Source organism: Pantoea sp. YR525 (assembly GCF_900116775.1).
Taxonomy (GTDB): domain Bacteria; phylum Pseudomonadota; class Gammaproteobacteria; order Enterobacterales; family Enterobacteriaceae; genus Pantoea; species Pantoea symbiotica.
Genome location: NZ_FPBU01000005.1, coordinates 115,323 through 134,384 on the forward strand (window position 1 = coordinate 115,323; position 19,062 = coordinate 134,384).

Genomic DNA, 19,062 nt, shown 5'->3' on the forward strand with positions numbered 1-19,062 from the left:
GCGCTTACAATGCCGCAATCACGCCCTGCTGTTCAAACAGTTTTGCTTTTGATTGCTCAAGCTCAGCCACGCGCTCACGCTCTTTCGCGACAACCGCTTCCGGCGCACGTGAGACGAAGCCTTCGTTCGCCAGCTTGGTCTGGATCTTCTCGATTTCGACATCAAGTTTAACCAGCTCTTTCGCCAGACGCTCCAGCTCGGCTTCTTTGTTGACCAGATCCGCCATTGGGATCAGCAACTCAGCGCCTTCAACAATCTTGGTGACCGAAACCGGGCCTTTCTCGCCCGCAGGCAGAATGGTCAGGCTTTCCAGACGCGCCAGACGCGACAGGAAGGTGCGGTTCTCTTCAACGCGACGCTGAGCGGCGGCAGAGCAGTCACGCAGCAGCACGTCGAGCGGCTTGCTTGGTGCGATGTTCATCTCAGCACGGATATTACGCACCGCAACGATCGCCTGCTTCATCCACTCGATATCGGCCTGCGCCTCGGCATCCTCTTTCGCCGCTTCATACTGCGGGAACGGCTGCAGCATGATGGTATCGTGGTCGATGTTTTTCAGACCTTTCACACGCTGCCAGATGGTTTCGGTGATGTAAGGAATGATTGGATGCGCCAGACGCAGCAGCGCTTCCAGCACGGTGACCAGCGTATTACGCGTACCGCGCAGTTCCGCTTCGCTACCGCTGGTCATCACCGGCTTGGTCAGCTCCAGATACCAGTCACAGAACTGGTTCCAGGTGAAGTCGTACAGAATGTTGGCCGCGATATCAAAGCGATAGCTATCCAGCGCTTCACGATAGGCTTTCACGCTGCGGTTGAATTCGCTCAGGATCCAGCGATCCGCCAGCGACAGCTTCATTTCGCCGCCGTTTTGGCCGCAATCCTGCTCTTCGGTATTCATCAGCACGAAGCGGCTGGCGTTCCACAGCTTGTTACAGAAGTTGCGGTAACCTTCGAGGCGCTTCATATCCCAGTTGATATCACGACCGGTAGACGCCAGCGCGGCGAGGGTAAAGCGCAGCGCATCGGTACCTGAAGGCACGATGCCGTCCGGGAATTGCTTCTCGGTACGTTTGCGGATCTTCTCAGCCAGCTGCGGCTGCATCATGTTGCCGGTACGCTTCTCCAGCAGATCTTCCAGCGAAATACCGTCAATCATATCCAGTGGATCGATGACGTTGCCTTTCGACTTGGACATCTTCTGGCCTTCTTCATCACGGATCAAACCTGTCATGTAGACGGTTTTAAACGGCACCTGCGGTTTGCCGTTTTCATCTTTGATGAAGTGCATGGTCAGCATGATCATGCGCGCAATCCAGAAGAAGATGATGTCGAAGCCGCTCACCAACACGCTGGTTGGATGGAAGGTACGCAGCGCTTCGGTGTTCTCTGGCCAGCCCAGTGTCGAGAAGGTCCACAGACCGGACGAGAACCAGGTATCCAGCACGTCGTCGTCCTGGCGCAGCGCCACGTCGGCGGCCAGATTGTTTTCCTGGCGCACTTCGTCTTCGGTGCGGCCAACATAGACGTTGCCGTCGTTGTCGTACCATGCTGGGATGCGATGTCCCCACCACAACTGACGTGAAATACACCAATCCTGAATGTCGCGCATCCATGAGAAGTACATGTTTTCGTACTGCTTCGGCACGAACTGGATGTCGCCGTTTTCTACCGCTTCCACCGCGACTTTTGCCAGCGGTGCGGTGCGCACATACCATTGGTCGGTCAGCATTGGCTCGATCACCACGCCGCCGCGATCGCCGTAAGGCACGGTCAGGTCGTGCGGTTTGATCTCTTCCAGCAGGCCGATCTCATCAACGGCAGCAACAATCGCTTTACGCGCGGCGAAACGCTCCATCTTCTGGAACTGTGCCGGGATATCGTCGGCGCACTCGTCGCTGACTTCACCATTGGTGTCGAACACTTCCGCGCGCTCGCGGATATCGCCATCAAAGGTCAGAATGTTGATCATAGGCAGCTTATGACGACGACCCACTTCGTAATCGTTGAAGTCATGCGCAGGCGTGATCTTCACGCAGCCGGTGCCTTTTTCCATGTCAGCGTGTTCATCGCCAACGATCGGAATGCGACGGTTCACCAGCGGCAGGATCAGCTCTTTGCCGATCAGATCTTTGTAGCGTGGATCTTCCGGGTTAACTGCGACGCCGGTATCGCCCAGCAGGGTTTCCGGACGCGTGGTCGCCACCACCAGGTAATCTTTGCCTTCAGCGGTTTTCACGCCGTCAGCCAGCGGATAGCGGATGTGCCACATCGAGCCTTTGCTCTCGCGGTTTTCCACTTCCAGATCGGAGATGGCGGTACGCAGTTTTGGATCCCAGTTCACCAGGCGCTTGCCACGATAAATCAGGTTCTCTTTGTACAGGCGGACAAACACTTCGCGCACCGCGTTGGACAGACCGTCATCCATGGTGAAGCGCTCGCGCTCCCAGTCAACCGAGTTGCCGAGACGACGCATCTGGCGCGTAATGGTGCCGCCGGATTCCGCTTTCCACTGCCAGATTTTGTCGATGAACGCATCGCGGCCATAATCCTGGCGCGTTTTGCCCTCTTCAGCGGCGATTTTGCGTTCTACCACCATCTGCGTGGCGATACCGGCGTGATCGGTACCGGCCTGCCACAAGGTATTTTTACCCTGCATGCGCTGGTAGCGAATCATGGTATCCATGATGGTCTGCTGGAAAGCGTGACCCATATGCAAGCTGCCGGTGACGTTCGGCGGCGGGATCATGATGCAAAAGCTTTCCTGGCTGGTATCGCCATTCGGTTTAAAGTAGCCCTGCTGTTCCCAGTGCTCGTAGAGCGGCTGCTCGATATCTTGCGGGTTATATGTCTTTTCCATTTCTACACTGTCGTTTGCGGCGAGGGTGGCGTCGCCGTATTCAATTGGAAACCAACGCTGCGATAGGCTTTGTAGCGATCGCGCGCCAGTTGTTTTAGGGATTCTTCATAAGGAACGAAGTCTATCACTTCATGGAAACCAGTAGCAAAATCTGCGAACTGCGGCAGAAGGCTGATCAGCAGATCGCGCGGTGAACTGCCACGACGCTGTGGCCAGGCCAGCTCAACCGGTGCGCCGTAGCGCGGGCCTTCTCCAGCGAGGTTATGCGGCACAAAGGCGTTGGCCGGGAGCTGCCAGAGCGCTTCATCCAGCCGATTGGCTTGTTCTTCGTTTTCGCAGGCAATCAGGATGCGTTTGCCGTCACGCCAGCGTGTTTCGGCAAGAGAGCACACCAATGCTTCAATGGCGGTTAGGCCGTCGCTGGCGCTCTCAGACTCCATCACATAGAAAGTGGCGTTTTTCATGGCGGACTCATTTCCATAAATGACAGTGGGGCGCATTGTGCGTCATCGGGTTTCGTGCGTCCAACAATAAGGTCGCCATAAATGGCGACCCTACGGAGTAAGGTGCGCATTCATGCGCACCGTTTCAATGACCGCATTGCGACAACTTAATCGTCGCCGTTCAATCCTGCGCGATTCAGCAGGAACTGCGACAGCAGCGGTACCGGACGACCGGTTGCGCCTTTGGCTTTACCGGAACGCCATGCGGTACCGGCGATATCGAGGTGGGCCCAGTTAAACTTACGCGCAAAGCGCGCGAGGAAACAGGCCGCAGTAATCGCACCGCCAGGACGGCCGCCAATGTTCGCCATATCAGCAAAATTGGATTCCAACTGCTCCTGATACTCATCCGCCATCGGCAGACGCCAGGCGCGGTCGCCGGACTGCTCAGACGCGCTAATAAGCTCGTGCGCCAGCGGATTGTGGTTCGACATCAAACCGCTGACATGATGACCCAACGCAATCACGCAGGCGCCAGTCAACGTAGCGACGTCAATCACCACTTCTGGCTCGAAGCGTTCAACGTAGGTCAGCGCATCGCACAGCACCAGACGGCCTTCAGCATCGGTATTCAGCACTTCAACGGTTTGGCCTGACATGGTGGTTAACACGTCACCCGGACGCATTGATTTGCCATCAGGCATGTTTTCACAGCCCACCAGCACGCCCACCACGTTCAGCGGCAGATTCAGTTCCGCCACCATGCGCATCACGCCGTACACCGACGCCGCACCGCACATGTCGTACTTCATCTCATCCATCGCTTCGGCTGGTTTGATCGAGATACCGCCGGAATCGAAGGTTAACCCTTTGCCGACCAATACGATTGGACGTGCTTCCGGATCGTTATTGCCTTTGTACTCAATCACCGACATCAGCGATTCATTGTGGGAACCGGCACCGACCGCCAGATAGGCGTTCATACCCAATTCTTTCATCTGCTGTTCGCCGATGACGCGGGTTGTTACATTTTTGCTGTACGCATCCGCCAGCTGACGCGCCTGCGACGCCAGATACGCGGCGTTACAAATATTTGGCGGCATATTGCTGAGGTCTTTTGCGGCTTTCACACCGGCAGCCACAGCCAAACCGTGCTGAATAGCACGTTCGCCGCTGGTGAGTTCACGGCGGGTCGGCACGTTGAACACCAGCTTACGCAGCGGACGGCGCGGCTCGACTTTGTTGCTTTTCAGCTGATCAAAGTTGTAGAGCGCTTCTTTAGAGGTTTCGACCGCCTGACGCACTTTCCAGTAGGTATTGCGACCTTTGACGTGCAGTTCAGTCAGGAAGCACACCGCTTCCATCGAGCCGGTGTCATTCAACGTATTGATTGTTTTCTGAATCACCTGCTTGTACTGGCGCTCATCCAGCTCGCGCTCTTTACCGCAGCCGATCAGCAGGATGCGTTCGGAGAGGATATTCGGCACATGGTGCAGCAGCAGCGTTTGGCCCACTTTTCCTTCCAGTTCACCGCGGCGCAGCAGGGCGCTGATGTAGCCATCGCTGATTTTATCCAGCTGCTCAGCAATGGGTGACAAACGGCGCGGTTCGAAAACGCCAACAACAATGCAGGCGCTACGCTGTTTTTCCGGGCTACCGCTTTTTACACTGAACTCCATGCACTCTCCTGAATCTTAAAGACAACGGCCTAAGCTGTCGTTAGAATGTAGCGCGCTCGTAACTCATTAATTCGTTACGACGCCATGACAATTCAACGCCGGTAGTCATAATGAGTTGTGGTGACAAGTATGTTGTTTTTTCACCACGCTAACGCGTTCGTCATACTATTTTAGCTACGATGACGGCCATTGATGAAGAAAAATGGCTGATAAGCGTTGAAACTAGCGATTTTCCTGCAAAAAGACAAGTTATCACAGGCGTACTAAGCGTGATCATCATTAGATATCTGGTTCGGGAAACGCTCAAAAGCCAGCTGGCTATCCTCTTCATCCTGCTACTTATCTTCTTTTGCCAGAAGTTAGTGCGGATTTTGGGAGCTGCGGTGGATGGCGAAATTCCAACAAACTTAGTTCTGACATTGTTAGGACTTGGCGTGCCTGAAATGGCACAACTTATCCTGCCCCTAAGCCTGTTTCTGGCGATTTTAATGACCCTTGGGCGGCTGTACACCGAAAGTGAAATCACGGTGATGCATGCCTGCGGCCTGGGGAAAAGTGTGCTGATCAAAGCCGCGATGATCCTGATGCTGTTCACATCGATTGTGGCGGCGGTCAACGTCATTTGGTTAGGGCCATGGTCCTCACGTTATCAGCAGGAAGTGACGCAAAACGCCAAAGCGAACCCAGGCGCGGCGGCGCTGGCGGCTGGACAGTTCCAGACCTCCAGCGACGGTAATGCGGTACTGTTTGTTGAAAATGTGAAGGGCAACCATTTCGGTAACGTGTTCCTGGCGCAGCTGCGTCCGAAAGGCAATGCGCGTCCATCGGTGGTACTGGCTGACAGCGGTCACATGGAGCAGCACAAAGATGGCTCGCAAGTGGTAACGCTGGATAAAGGCACGCGTTTTGAAGGCACGGCGATGCTGCGTGACTTCCGCATCACCGACTTTGTGAATTATCAGGCGCTGGTGGGCTACAAAGAAGCCACGCTCGATCCGAACGATGCCGATCAGGCGGATATCAGCACGCTGTTCCAGAACAAAACCCCGCAGTTCCAGGCTGAGCTGCACTGGCGCTTAACGCTGGTGTTTGCGGTGCTGATTATGGCGTTGATGGTGGTGCCGCTCAGCGTGGTGAACCCGCGTCAGGGCCGCGTGCTGTCGATGCTGCCTGCCATGCTGCTGTACCTGATCTTCTTCTTGCTGCAGAGTTCGCTGCGTTCCAACGCCGCGAAAGGCCGCTTCGATCCGGCCATCTGGATGTGGGTGGTGAACTTCTCCTATCTGGCGCTGGCGGTGCTGCTGAACCTGTGGGATACCGTGCCGATGCGTCGCATCCGTGCGCGCTTTAGCCGTGGAGGATCGGTCTGATGTTTAAGGTTCTTGACCGCTATATCGGCAAAACCATCTTCAACACCATCATGCTGACGCTGTTCATGCTGGTGTCGCTGTCGGGCATTATAAAGTTCGTTGATCAGCTGCGTAAAACCGGGCAGGGCGCATATACCGCGCTGGACGCCGGTTACTACACGCTGCTCAGCGTGCCGAAAGATATCGAAATCTTCTTCCCGATGGCGGCGCTGCTGGGCGCATTGCTGGGTTTGGGCACGCTGGCGCAGCGTAGCGAACTGGTGGTGATGCAGGCATCGGGCTTTACCCGCATGCAGGTGGCGCTGGCGGTGATGAAAACGGCGATTCCGCTGGTGCTGTTAACCATGGCGGTGGGCGAGTTTGTTGCGCCGCAGGGCGAACAGATGGCGCGTAACTACCGCGCACAGCAGCTTTACGGTGGCTCGCTGGTCTCGACGCAAAACGGTCTGTGGGCGAAGGACGGCAACGACTTCATCTACATCGAGCGCATCAAAGGTGATAACGAAATTGATGGCGTCAGCATCTACAAGTTCAGCGATCAACGCCGTTTGCTGAGTGTTCGCTATGCGGCGAGTGCTACCTGGAATGCGGATAAAAAGCTGTGGGCGCTGTCGCAGGTCGATGAATCGGATCTGCAAGATGCGAAACAGATTACCGGCTCGCAAACGCTGAGCGGCGAATGGAAAACCAACCTGACGCCCGATAAGCTCGGCGTGGTGGCGCTGGATCCGGACGCGCTGTCGATCACCGGCCTGTATAACTACAGCAAATATCTCAAGCAGAGCGGCCAGGTTTCAGGACGCTACCAGCTGAATATGTGGAGCAAAATCTTCCAGCCGCTGTCAGTGGCGGTGATGATGCTGATGGCGCTGTCGTTTATCTTTGGCCCGCTGCGTAGCGTATCAATGGGCGTGCGCGTGGTGACGGGGATTAGCTTTGGCTTCCTGTTCTACGTGCTGGACCAGATCTTTGGTCCGCTGAGTCTGGTCTACGGTTTGCCGCCGATTCTGGGTGCAATTCTGCCAAGCGGCGCGTTCTTCGCCATCAGCTTGTTCCTGCTGATGAAACGCCGATAAGCCTTGTAGGGTCGCCATTTATGGCGACCTTTTTAATGCAACTGCTCGATCAACCCCGGCACCTGCGACAACAAATACAAAATCAGCCCAATTGTCCCGCCAACCAGCGTGCCGTTAATGCGGATAAACTGCAGGTCGCGACCAATATTCAGCTCAATTTGCTGTGACATATCGCGCGCATCCCAGCTTTTCACCGTATCGCTAATGTGGCGCGTCAGGAAGGCAGCAAACTCCGGCGCCACGCTACGTGCAGCGTCTTCGAGATGCTGATTCATAGAAGCGCGCAGCGCTTCATCGGCCGCCAGAGTTTCGCCCAGCCACAGCGCAGCCAGTCTGACGCGCTCCTGCACCCGCGAATCCTCGCTGTTCAGGTCGTCTTTCAGCCAGCCACGTAAATCCTGCCAAAGCTCGCCAATATAGCGATTGAACGACTCATCTTCCTTCAGCCAGCTCTTGATGGTTTCGGCGCGTTCCGCCATCTCGGGATCGCTTTTCAGTCGCTCAATCAGGCGCTGCACCGCGCGGTCAAAGCCGAGACGTAACTCATGTCCCTGATCGAGCGCCACCTGATCGAGTATCGAATCCACCGCATTCGCCACCAAATCGGCGCTGTGCTCGCCAAGCCATTCGGTCGGCAACATTTTGGCTTTAATCGGATGCTCGCGCTTCAGCCAGCGCACAATCTGCGCGGCGATAAACTCGCGCGTACCGGGCTTGTGCAGCAGGCGCAGCAGCTGTTGTACCGCCGCATCCAGCAGCTCCTGATGACGATTATTTTTCGTCAGGCTATCCAGCAGCAGCGCGCTGGATTGGGTGAGATCGACTTTATCCAGCGCGCGATGCACCGCACGGCGCAGAAAACGCTGAATGCGTTGATCATCGGTGAGATCGAGAAAACCGCGCATCACCTGCAACAGATGGCGGCCAATGCGATCGGCGTTGCCCGGCGTGTTGAGCCACTGCGCCAGCATCTGCGACGGATCGTGGCGGCGAATCAGCGCCAGCAGCGAATCGGTATCAAGGAATTTCTCCTGCACGAAGCGACCCAAATTCTCGCCAATGCGATCTTTGTTGCGCGGAATAATCGCCGTGTGACGCGAGATAAACGGCACCGGCACGCGCCGGAACAGCGCCACCACGGCGAACCAGTCGGCTAATGCGCCGACCATCGCCGCTTCCGCAATCGCCTTCAGCCCGAGTACCCAAAAATTGGGGGTCAAAAACAGCGTTACCACAAAAGTCGCTGCCGCAATCAGCAGCAGCGACAGCGCCAGACGCTTGCTGCGTTTGAGTTGTTGATATTTATCCATAATTCCTTTTTTAACGACGTCGTCCGCCTAATAAACTGCCTAACACACCGCGAATGATCTGATTGGTGACCTGACGCGCGGCACTTTTCGCCACGCTCTGCACCACGCCGTCACGCTTGCCGCCGCGCGGGCCGGTGCTGCCGAACAAGATGTCCTTCAGGCCGCCGAGAATGCCGTCATCAACGGCAACATTGTTGCCTTTGGCTTCTGGCGCATTGGCTTGCTGGGTGGTGGCCTGCACGCCTTTTTGCAGCATTTCGAACGCCGATTCGCGATCCACTTCCGTGTCGTATTTACCGTACAGCGGCGAGTTGTTTATCAGGCCGTTACGTTCATCCTGGCTTACCGGCCCCATGCGCGAGCCGGGCGCAATCACCATCGCCCGCTGCACCATCGATGGGCTGCCTTTTTCATCGAGGAAGGAGATCAGCGCTTCGCCGGTGCCGAGCGCCTGAATCGCCTCGACGGTATCAAACGCCGGATTGGCGCGCATAGTTTCAGCGGCGCTTTTTACCGCTTTTTGATCTTTCGGCGTAAAGGCGCGCAGCGCGTGCTGCACGCGATTGCCGAGCTGGCCCAGCACATTGTCGGGAATATCGGCGGGATTTTGCGTCACGAAATAGACGCCAACGCCTTTCGAACGGATTAGGCGAATCACCTGCTCAACTTTCTCCAGCAGCACCGGCGGCGCATCGGTAAACAACAGATGCGCTTCGTCGAAGAAGAACACCATTTTCGGCTTATCGAGATCGCCAGCTTCGGGCAAGTGCTCATACAGCTCGGCCAGCAGCCACAGCAGGCTGGTGGCGTAAAGTTTCGGCATTTGATAGAGCTTTTCCGCCGAGAGGATGTTGATAAAGCCTTTGCCGTTGCTGTCGCAGCGCATCCAGTCGCGGATATCCAGCATCGGCTCGCCAAAGAAGTGTTCAGCACCTTGCTGCTCCAGCGCCAGTAATCCGCGCTGAATCGCCCCAACGGATGCGCTGTTGATGTTGCCATATTGCGTCTGGAAGGCTTTGGCGTTGTCGCCGATGTACTGCGTCATGGCGCGCAGATCTTTGAAATCCAGCAGCAACAAGCCCTGATCGTCGGCGATGCGGAAGATGATTTGCAGTACGCCCGATTGCACCTCGTTGAGGTTGAGCAGACGCGCCAGCAGCAGCGGGCCGAGATCGGAGACCGTGGCGCGTACCGGATGGCCTTGCTGACCAAAAATATCCCACACCATCACCGGACTTTTCTGCGCCTGCCAGTCGGTAACGCCAATTTTCGCCAGACGCGCCAGCAGCTTCTCCGAACCTTCACCCGCAGCGGAAATGCCGGTGAGATCGCCTTTCACATCGGCCATAAACACCGGCACGCCGATATCGGAGAAGGATTCCGCCAGCTTTTGCAGCGTGACGGTTTTGCCGGTGCCGGTAGCGCCGGTGATCAAACCGTGGCGGTTGGCCATGTTGGAGAGAAGATGCAGTTGAACGTCAGGCGTTTGGGCAATCAGTAACGGAGTGGTCATGATTTTTTCGCTCTCAGGCAATAGGTTATGCCTGAAAGGATAGCAAGCGGCGCGGTGTATCGCGTAATGTTTGTCAGTCGAGGTTCATAACGGTCGCCATGAATGGCGACCCTACGGTTTTGTAGGGTGCGCATTTATGCGCACCGAACAATAACGCTGAAATGAGATTACTTCTGCACCGTATCAAAAAACAGCAAACTCACGCCAATCCCTTGCTGCACATGATTCACATTATTACGTACCGCCACTTGTTGAGCGCCCTGCAGCGTCACCACGAACGGTGAGTTCTGCTGCACGGTTTTCTGCAAATCGGTATAGAGCGCACGGCGCTTAACGGCATCGCTTTCACCGGCTGCAGCACGGGTTTTCGCACTCAGATCCGGAATATCCCAGCCGACGCGCCACGCCAGGGTTTTGGAACCGCCCGGCACGTTATACGCAAAAGCGCTGGCGTTGGTGTTTGGATCGACATAGTCCGCGCCCCAGTAGATAAAGATCGACTGGAAATCGCGACCGCGCATTTTGCTCCACAGCTCGGATTCCGCCACCGGCTGCAGCTCAATCTGCACATCTGCTTTAGCGAAGCTGGCCTGCAGCGCCTGCGCCACGTCAATGTAAGGCGGCTGATTGATCACCGTCAGCGCAAACTTGGTCCCCGGCTTGATGCCGCCTTTGGCTAAAATCTCTTTGGCTTTCGCCACATCGTAGTGGAACGGCTGATCGTCCAGCGCGCCGTCAAAACCTTGTGGCAGGAAGCTCTGATGAATGCGGTACTGACCTTTCAGCAAATCCTTCGAGATGGAATGGTAATCCACCAGCCAGCGCGCGGCTTGCCACAGCGCCGGATTGCTTAATGCCGGTTGCGCTTTGTCTTTGGTATTGAAACCGAGGTAGTAAACCAGGCTGGATGGGAAGGCTTCAATGCGCAGGTTTTTGTCGCTCTTCAGCGCATCAATCTGGTCCGGGCCAAGCTGGTACGCCACATCGACATCGCCTTGCTGAATCAGCAAACGACGCGCACCGGCATCCGCCACGCCTTTCAGCAAAATGCGTTTCAGCTTCGGCTGCGGATTAGCTTGTTGGTTAGCGCTCAGCACCAGCGCCTGCTGCGGCACATATTGCTGAATGGTAAAGGCGCCGCTGCCGGCGGAATGGGTATGCAGCCAGCCGTTGCCGAGATCGTTATTGGCGACGTGTTGCTGCACGGTTTTGCTATCCACCACCGAGGCAACCGGCGCGGTCAGCAGACGTAGCGCCAGGTTTTGACCAATCTGCGCCGGCCACTGAATCTCAAGCTGATGGTCATTCAGCACTTTGAACTGGCTGGCGATGTTTTCCCTGGTCCAGCCAAATTCGGCGAGGATGAAAGAGGGCGCTTTGTTCAGTTGCACCGCACGCGTCAGTGAGAAGATCACATCCTGCGCTGTCACCGGATTGCCGCTGGAGAAGTGTGCATCGGGTTGGATGTTGAACACTAAGCTGTGCGGCGTGCTGCCTTGTTGCCAACGGGTGGCCAGCAGCGGTGCAAGTTTTTGTGGATCATTACGATCCGCCTCCACTAACGTTTGGTAGATGTTGCGCTGCACGCTGTTACTGACGGTTTCGAAGCTTTCAGCGGGATCGAAGCTAATAATGCCGTCGAGCGGGACGGCGACGACAAGGGTATCTTTCGGTGTGGCGGCGTGCAGTGTAAAGCTGCTGCCCCATAAAGCGACGAGCAAAATCAGTGAGCGCATTATTATTGTCCTGAGTGATAGATAAATTCACTCTATCTCTGCCGTCGCGTTGGCAAAATGCCGGTTTGTTCTGAGCTGTGCCGGAAAATAACAATTGATTACCTTGAGGTATTATTACGTTTATTTTGTGCGCGACTTGTCATTTCCACGAAATAGATCGTTCATCTGCTGGTCAATAAAGTAAATAAGATGTTATAAATGAGAATAATTCTCTGGTATGGAAGTATGATTTTTTTTCATTGATTCATTTCTGCGATTATTTCTTTGCGCGATAATACCTGGTCAAATGCCCACTGATTAGTGCCAATATCCCATCAAATGTACGGTTAAAACCGTGTTTTTCGCCTCGAAAGCCTTTTACCAAGCCTTAACCTAAATTCAACATGATGATTGAATTTCATCAAAACACATCCTTAATTGAATTTTTACATTCAGAAATGCCTATATCCCTAAGATTGCCAGGTTATTTACCGATTTATAAAGCTATTAACAAAAATAATTATCTTTCTTAGCAAGTGAGAGTCGTCGCGCCATGCTTCTAAATAAACCGACCACCAGACGTAAGTTTTTACTTGGGTCGCTTCTGGCTTTGCCATTAAGTGACCTGGTATTTAAGGGATTGACTGCGGCGCAAGCTGCGGAAATGGCAGCACCTGAGCTCGCCGACTATAAACCGATCTTTTTCAGTGCCGATGAGTGGCAATTTATTCTGGCCGCAGCCGATCGTCTGATTCCTGCCGGCGGCAAAGGTAAAGCGCCAGGTGCACTGGAAACCAACGTACCGATCTTTATCGATCAGCAGTTGCACAGCCCGGAGTTCGGGGCAGAGATCTACATGCAAGGTCCTTTCAACGTGCATGCGCCTGCCACCATGGGTTATCAAATTCCGTTCACGCCACAGCAGATGTACCAAACCGGTATCAAGCTGGTGAATCAATGGACGCAAAGCAACTTCCAGAAACCGTTCCATGAGCTGTCACTGGAAGAGAAAGATGCAGTCCTCACCAAAGTGAACAAAAACGACGGTATCGACTTCGCCGCGCTGGGCGAAGAGAACCTGAAAGCCTCGCAGTTCTTCGGCCAACTGCTTGCAGATACCAAACACGGCTACCTCGCTGACCCGATGTACGGCGGCAACAAAGGCATGAAAGCCTGGATTGCCATCGGCTTCCCGGGCGCACGCGCCAGCTTTACCGAATGGGTGAAGCAGCACAACGTGCCGTACCCGCTGGGACCGGTCAGCCTCTTGGGTGAAAGCGCGTAAGCACACCCCCGTTTTTGGTATGTGAGACAGGATTAACATGGCACAGATTACAAAGAAAGAAGTCGACGTCGTCGTTTGCGGCCTCGGCTGGGCCGGCTCGTTGATGAGTATCGAACTGGCGATGGCGGGACTCGAAGTGCGCGCATTAGAGCGCGGCGGCGAGCGTGATTACCCGGATTTCGCTTACCCGAAACCGGCCGATGAATACGCCTACAACGTGCGTAACAAAGTGTTTGCCACCCCGAAAGAAGTGGCGGTTACCGTGCGTTACAACAGCAGCCAGACGGCGTTGCCCACCCGTAAATGGGGCGCGTTTGCGCCGGGTACCGGCGTGGGCGGCGCGGGCATGCACTGGACGGCGGTGCTGATTCGTCCCACCCCAACCGATATCAAGCTGAAAACCTACGTCGATGAGGCCTACAAGCCAGGCATCCTGCAGGAAGATATGCGCGTGATGGATTTCCCGTTCACCTGGGAAGAGATCGAGCCGTATTACTACAAGTTTGAGCTGATCTGCGGTCAATCGGGTAATACCGGCAACCTGCGCGGTCAGATTCTGCCGGGCGGCGATCCGTTCGAAGGCCCACGCTCTGAACCTTATCCGTTGCCTGCGCTGGAAGACACGCTGAACAACGTGATGTTCAAAGAGGCGGCCACCAAGCTCGGCTATCATCCGTTCCCGAACCCTTCTGCCTGCGTATCGCGCGCGTGGAAAAACCCGTACGGCAACCAGATCGCGCCGTGTAACTACTGCGGCTACTGCTCGAAATATCCGTGCCTCAACTACTCAAAAGCCTCACCACAAACTGCGGTGATGGATGCGTTGAAGCGCATGCCAAACTTCTCTTACGAAGTGCATGCGGAAGTGGTGAAAGTGGTACTGCACGACGACCAGAAAACTGCCAAGGGCGTGATTTATTACGATGTGGACGGCAACGAAGTATTCCAGCCGGCGAAGATCGTGGTGCTCTCCAGCTTCCAGCTCTACAACGTGCGCCTGATGCTGCTGTCCGGTATCGGCAAGCCGTATAACCCAATCACCGAAGAAGGTGTGGTAGGGCGTAACTACGCGTTCCTGTCGAACGGCGGCGCAACCCTGTTCTTCAAAGACAAAAACTTCAACTCTTACGCCACCGCAGGCGCCACCGGCCAGATGTTCAACGACATTTCACCAGGCAACTTCGATGGTCCGGGCCTCGGCTTCCTGGGCGGCGCCAAGATCCACAGTTCACAGGCCACCGGTACGCCAATGGCCGCTGCGTTGCCGAAAGGCACACCGAGCTGGGGCATGGGTTACAAGGAAGGTCTGGAGGAGTGGTACAACCATTCCATGAAGATCAGCATCACCACCACCTGCCAGTCGTACCGCGATATCTATCTGGATCTGGATCCAAACTACACCGACCATCGCGGTCAGCCGTTGCTGCGTATGACGTTCAACTGGAAAGAGAACGAACTGAAGCTGCAACAGCATCTGAAAGGCATCGTCGGCAACATCGCCAAAGAGCTGAACCCAGACAGCATGAGCATGAGCTTCCTGCCGATGGGCGCGGATTTTGACCTCACCAAATATGTTTCGACCCACAACGTGGGCGGCGCGGTGATGGGCGATAACCCGAAAACCTCTGCACTGAACAAGTACCTGCAGAGCTGGGATGTTCATAACGTGTTTGTGCCGGGCGGCAACGCCTTCCCACAAAACTTCCAGGCGAACCCGACCGATACCATCGGCGCGATCACCTTGATGGCGGCACAAGCGATTAAAGAACATTATCTGAAAAATCCCGGTCCACTGGTACAGGCATAAGCGCATGAAATTAAAATCATTGTTAATCGCCAACGCCGTGCTGCTGGGCAGCTTTGCAGTGCAGGCACACGCGGAAGATGAAGCTCAATTGATCAAGCAGGGTGAATACCTGTCGCGTCTCGGCGACTGTATGGCGTGCCATACGGTTTCTGGTAAAGGGGATTACGCTGGTGGTTTGGCGATTGAGTCGAATCTCGGCACCATTTACTCCACCAACATCACGCCAGACAAAGAGCACGGCATCGGCAACTACAGCGAGCAGCAGTTCTCGGACGCGGTGCGCAAAGGCGTGTTGCCGAACGGGTCGCGCCTCTATCCGGCGATGCCGTATCCGGATTACGCCAAAATCTCCGACGCCGATATGCACGCGCTGTATGTCTACTTCATGAAAGGCGTGAAGCCGAGCAGCGAGCAGCCGCCGGAAACCGATCTCAGCTTCCCGTTCAGCCAGCGCTGGGGCATGCGCTTCTGGAACTGGGCGTTCACCTCTGACAAGCCATTCCAGCCGATTGGTGGCGCGTCAGAAGAGGTCAATCGCGGTGCGTACATCGTGGAAAGCCTGGGTCACTGCGGCAGCTGCCATACGCCACGCGGCCTCGGTATGAACGAGAAAGCGCTGGATAGCGGCGATGATCAGTTTCTTGCTGGTGGCAGCCTGAATAACTGGGATGTGCCGTCACTGCGTGGTTTGCCGCGCTGGAGCGAGCAGGAGATCGTTGATTACCTGCAAACCGGTCGTAACGATAAAGCGGCGGTGGGCGGTGAGATGAAGTCGGTGATTGAGCACTCGAGCTCGCACATGACCGATGCTGACCTGAAAGCGATTGCCTCCTATCTGAAGTTCATTGGCGGCAACCCGGCGCTGCAGGCGTATGACGTGAAGAAACAGCAGGCGACGGAAGCGAAACTGACTGCCGCGAAAGGTTTGTCGGAAGGTGAGCGTCTGTATATCGACAACTGCGGCGCTTGCCACTTTGTCACTGGTAAAGGCGCGCCGGGGATCTTCCCGGAGCTGGATCAGGCGACGATCGTCAATGCCAAAGATCCAAGTGGTTTGATCCACACCATTCTGGCCGGTGCGCAGCAGCCATCGACCGAGAAGGCGCCATCAACGCTGGCGATGCCAGGTTTTGCTAAGCGTCTGGATGATGATCAAGTGGCTAAACTGGCAACCTTTATTCGTCAGGGCTGGAGCAACAATGCGCCAGCGGTGACGAAAGATCAGGTAGCCGAAGTGCGTAAAACGTTGAAATAAAACCGTAGGGTCGCCATTCATGGCGACCTTTTTTTAATGTCTTGATATCAATGATAATTGTGAATCACTTCTAACACGCCGTTAATCACGAACTGCACGCCCATACACACCAGCAAAAAGCCCATCAGACGCGAAATCGCCTCGATCCCGCCTTTACCTACCAGCTTCATGATGGCGCCCGAACTGCGCAGTGAAATCCACAGAATCACCGACACGGCCAGAAATATCAGCACCGGCGCAACGGCAACCACCCACGCCGGGAAATCCACACCCGATTTAACCGTCGACGCGGAACTGATGATCATCGCGATGGTGCCCGGCCCAGCGGTGCTCGGCATCGCCAGCGGTACAAACGCGATGTTGACGCTTTCACGGTTGCTATCGGTCGCGTCCAGCTCATCCTGCTTATGCTCGGCTTCAACCGAATGCCCCACCGGTTTCGCCGGAAACAGCATGCGAAAACCGATAAACGCTACAATCAATCCGCCCGCCATGCGCAGGCCGGGAATCGAGATACCAAAGGTGTGCAGCACCGCGCTGCCGGCGTACCACGCCACCATCATGATCAGGAACACGTAGATCGAGGCCTGCATCGCCTGGCGATTACGCTCCTGGAAGTTCATCTCACCGGCCAGGCCAAGAAACAGCGCCACGGTGGTCAGCGGATTGGCGAGCGGCAAAATCACCACCAATCCCAGCCCGATGGCTTTAAACAATTCCAGCATGAAATGTCCTCAGAATTCCAGGTCGCCATAAATGGCGACCCTACAAATGCGGCGATGCCCTCCGTAGGGTCGCCATTTATGGCGACCGTGTCAGACGCCGCCCCTACCCGAACATCAATGCTTCGGCGTATCCAGTGCCTCGATCAACTCGGGGAAGAAATCCTGCAGCAGTTCCGGCGTCATCAGTTCGGGATAGTTGATCAAATGCTCACGAATGCGCTCATTCACATCGGGCAGCAAACGCTGGGCGGCGTCTTGCGCGCTGATCTTCTTCTGCTTCATCAGGCGCAGCACATCATCCGGCAGATTGTCTTCATCTTCGACTTCATCCACACCTTCGAGATCGTCCAGCTCATCCAGCAGATCCATCAAGGCTTCAATCTGCGGCGTGCGTGACTGGTATTCGGATGGCTGCTCGTTTTCCAGATAACGCAGCAGCGCGCGCACCGGTGAACCATCGGGTTCGGCGGGCGGTTCGTTGGCGAACCAGGTCAAAAGGTCGTGCTGCGTGACCTGATGGACGTGATAACCGTTATCCACCAACTCATCGGCGAGGATATCGGCGGTATCGTGCTCAATCAGGCAAATGTGGGTGCGATTAGGCGTGAACTGCTCCAGCCACTGATAAATCTCTTCAATTACGCTGTCGTCGTAAATAAAGGTTTGGCTGAGATAGCTGTCATCCTGCTGGTGAACGCAGATGTGAATCTGGTCGGGATCGAAGTAAATCGCAATGTTGATGCCTTTCATGTGCGCTGTCCTGTGTGGTGCAAAATCTCACTATAGCCTCAGGCAGCGCAGATGAACATGGTGGTGCCAGCAGCATCGGCTACTGGCGGTAAAAATTAACGTAAATCAGCACGATCCAACCCATAAGCGCTGTCCAGTGCGCCCGGCGTCATCTGCGACAGCACCATCAGGCGGTTCCAGGTGTTGATCACCGCGATGCAGAACGTCAGCTCGCTGGTCTCCACTTCAGAGAAGTGCGCGCGCACCTCGTTGTACAGCGCTTCGTCGATGCCGTGATCGCCCAGACGCGTCAACGCTTCGGTCAGCGCCAGCGCCGCTTTCTCTTTGGCAGTGAACAGCGGTGATTCGCGCCAGATCGCCACGTGATGCAGACGCAACTCGCGCTCGCCGTGCAGTTTGGCTTCTTTCACATGCATATCGACGCAGAATGCGCACTGATTGAGCTGCGAGGCGCGCAGATCGACCAGATGCTTAATGGTGGTGTCGAGTGACGATTTCCCCAGCGCAGCGGTGGCGTCGCCTAAGGTTTTCACCAGCGCGGGAATGTTTTTGAAATGGTTAACGCGTGAAGTCATGGTGTTGTCCTCTCTGTTCAGAATAAACGTTCAATGGATTGCAAGGCATGAGGTAAAGCGGTGGCGCGGCTGACGGGATCGTGCGTGCCATCAACGCGGATAAATTCCACATCGGTGATGCCGATGTATTCGAGCGCCACGCGAATGTAAGGCGTGAACTGGTCGTCCTGCACAAACGGGCCGTGGGCAAACACGCTGCCGCTGGCGACGACGCTATACACCTTTTTGCCGTTCACTAATCCGACTTTGCAGCCATCCGGCGTGAAGGCGAAGGTGCGTCCGGCGCGGGTGATATGGTCGAACCAGGCTTTCAGCACTGAAGGCAAACCGAGGTTCCACATCGGCGATGAGATCACCAGTGTGTCGCAGGCAAACAGCTGATCGACTAAATGCTCCGACGTCTGGATGGCGGCACGCTGCGCTTTATCGCGCTGATCCGGCTGAGTAAAGAAAGCGCCAATCGTGAAGGCATCCAGATGTGGCAGCGGATGTTGTGCCAAATCCAGCACCGTCTCTTCGAGGTCGGCATGCTGCGCCCGTAGCTTCTCCACTAAATGGGCCGAAGCGATGCGGGACGCCGAACCCGCCAAATCGGGGCTGACTTTGATGTGCAGCAGTTTCATTCAATTGTTCCTTAAGCGAGATGGCGATGGATTGCGTAGTTGATGCGTGCATCTTAAACTTCTATGTCTGAGTGAA

Annotated in this window: 15 protein-coding genes; 5 read left to right on the forward strand and 10 right to left on the reverse strand. The window is 55.5% G+C overall.

Annotated elements, in window-relative coordinates; translation table 11 throughout:
• Positions 1–4: 4 nt before the first annotated feature.
• From BM323_RS11770 to pepA, 3 genes are all read right to left on the reverse strand, one after another.
• The gene (locus tag BM323_RS11770; protein ID WP_008104249.1) at positions 5–2,860 is read right to left on the reverse strand and encodes a valine--tRNA ligase; all 2,856 of its coding nucleotides are present in this window, start codon (positions 2,858–2,860) and stop codon (positions 5–7) included.
• A gap of 2 nt (positions 2,861–2,862) precedes the next feature.
• Positions 2,863–3,324, reverse strand: coding sequence for a DNA polymerase III subunit chi (locus tag BM323_RS11775; protein WP_008104246.1), 462 nt, complete (start codon positions 3,322–3,324; stop codon positions 2,863–2,865).
• A gap of 146 nt (positions 3,325–3,470) precedes the next feature.
• Entirely contained in the window at positions 3,471–4,982 is a 1,512-nt protein-coding gene (gene pepA / locus BM323_RS11780; protein ID WP_008104244.1) for a leucyl aminopeptidase, read from the reverse strand.
• Positions 4,983–5,251: 269 nt separating this feature from the next.
• Between pepA and lptF the strand changes: the two genes are divergently transcribed.
• Both lptF and lptG read left to right on the forward strand, forming a co-directional pair.
• The gene (lptF, locus tag BM323_RS11785) at positions 5,252–6,352 is read left to right on the forward strand and encodes an LPS export ABC transporter permease LptF (protein WP_036648360.1); all 1,101 of its coding nucleotides are present in this window, start codon (positions 5,252–5,254) and stop codon (positions 6,350–6,352) included.
• A complete protein-coding gene (gene lptG / locus BM323_RS11790) occupies positions 6,352–7,428 on the forward strand; it encodes an LPS export ABC transporter permease LptG (RefSeq protein ID WP_008104239.1) in 1,077 nt (358 codons plus the stop codon). Before lptF ends, lptG begins: the two co-directional genes overlap by 1 nt.
• 32 nt (positions 7,429–7,460) lie before the next feature.
• Here lptG and BM323_RS11795 read toward each other — a convergent pair whose 3' ends face one another.
• From BM323_RS11795 to BM323_RS11805, 3 genes are all read right to left on the reverse strand, one after another.
• Complete coding sequence (locus BM323_RS11795; protein ID WP_008104236.1) at positions 7,461–8,738, reverse strand: DUF445 domain-containing protein; 1,278 nt, start codon at positions 8,736–8,738, stop codon at positions 7,461–7,463.
• Positions 8,739–8,748: 10 nt separating this feature from the next.
• Positions 8,749–10,251: a helicase HerA-like C-terminal domain-containing protein gene (locus tag BM323_RS11800; RefSeq protein ID WP_008104234.1), complete on the reverse strand. Its 1,503-nt coding sequence runs from the start codon at positions 10,249–10,251 to the stop codon at positions 8,749–8,751.
• 167 nt (positions 10,252–10,418) lie between these two features.
• Positions 10,419–11,987 carry an ABC transporter substrate-binding protein gene (locus BM323_RS11805; RefSeq protein ID WP_008104231.1) on the reverse strand — a complete coding sequence of 523 codons (1,569 nt, stop codon included), beginning with the start codon at positions 11,985–11,987 and terminating at the stop codon, positions 10,419–10,421.
• A gap of 532 nt (positions 11,988–12,519) precedes the next feature.
• On the opposite strand from BM323_RS11805, the gene BM323_RS11810 reads away from it, so the two are divergent.
• From BM323_RS11810 to BM323_RS11820, 3 genes are read left to right on the forward strand one after another with little or no spacing between them, the layout of a single operon-like run.
• Entirely contained in the window at positions 12,520–13,251 is a 732-nt protein-coding gene (locus BM323_RS11810; protein WP_008104229.1) for a gluconate 2-dehydrogenase subunit 3 family protein, read from the forward strand.
• Between the two features lie 37 nt (positions 13,252–13,288).
• Positions 13,289–15,058, forward strand: coding sequence for a GMC family oxidoreductase (locus tag BM323_RS11815; protein ID WP_008104227.1), 1,770 nt, complete (start codon positions 13,289–13,291; stop codon positions 15,056–15,058).
• Between the two features lie 4 nt (positions 15,059–15,062).
• On the forward strand, positions 15,063–16,313 hold the full coding sequence (locus BM323_RS11820; RefSeq protein WP_008104225.1) for a c-type cytochrome: 1,251 nt from the start codon (positions 15,063–15,065) through the stop codon (positions 16,311–16,313).
• 47 nt (positions 16,314–16,360) lie between these two features.
• Here BM323_RS11820 and BM323_RS11825 read toward each other — a convergent pair whose 3' ends face one another.
• The 4 genes from BM323_RS11825 to BM323_RS11840 all read right to left on the reverse strand — a co-directional run bounded on the left by BM323_RS11825 (position 16,361) and on the right by BM323_RS11840 (position 18,986).
• Positions 16,361–17,038 carry a MarC family NAAT transporter gene (locus BM323_RS11825; RefSeq protein WP_008104223.1) on the reverse strand — a complete coding sequence of 226 codons (678 nt, stop codon included), beginning with the start codon at positions 17,036–17,038 and terminating at the stop codon, positions 16,361–16,363.
• A gap of 114 nt (positions 17,039–17,152) precedes the next feature.
• Positions 17,153–17,788 (reverse strand): hypothetical protein, encoded by a 636-nt coding sequence (locus BM323_RS11830; RefSeq protein WP_008104221.1) that lies wholly within the window; start codon positions 17,786–17,788, stop codon positions 17,153–17,155.
• 95 nt (positions 17,789–17,883) lie between these two features.
• Positions 17,884–18,363 carry a carboxymuconolactone decarboxylase family protein gene (locus BM323_RS11835; protein ID WP_008104219.1) on the reverse strand — a complete coding sequence of 160 codons (480 nt, stop codon included), beginning with the start codon at positions 18,361–18,363 and terminating at the stop codon, positions 17,884–17,886.
• Between the two features lie 17 nt (positions 18,364–18,380).
• On the reverse strand, positions 18,381–18,986 hold the full coding sequence (locus BM323_RS11840; protein WP_008104217.1) for an FMN-dependent NADH-azoreductase: 606 nt from the start codon (positions 18,984–18,986) through the stop codon (positions 18,381–18,383).
• Positions 18,987–19,062: the final 76 nt, after the last annotated feature.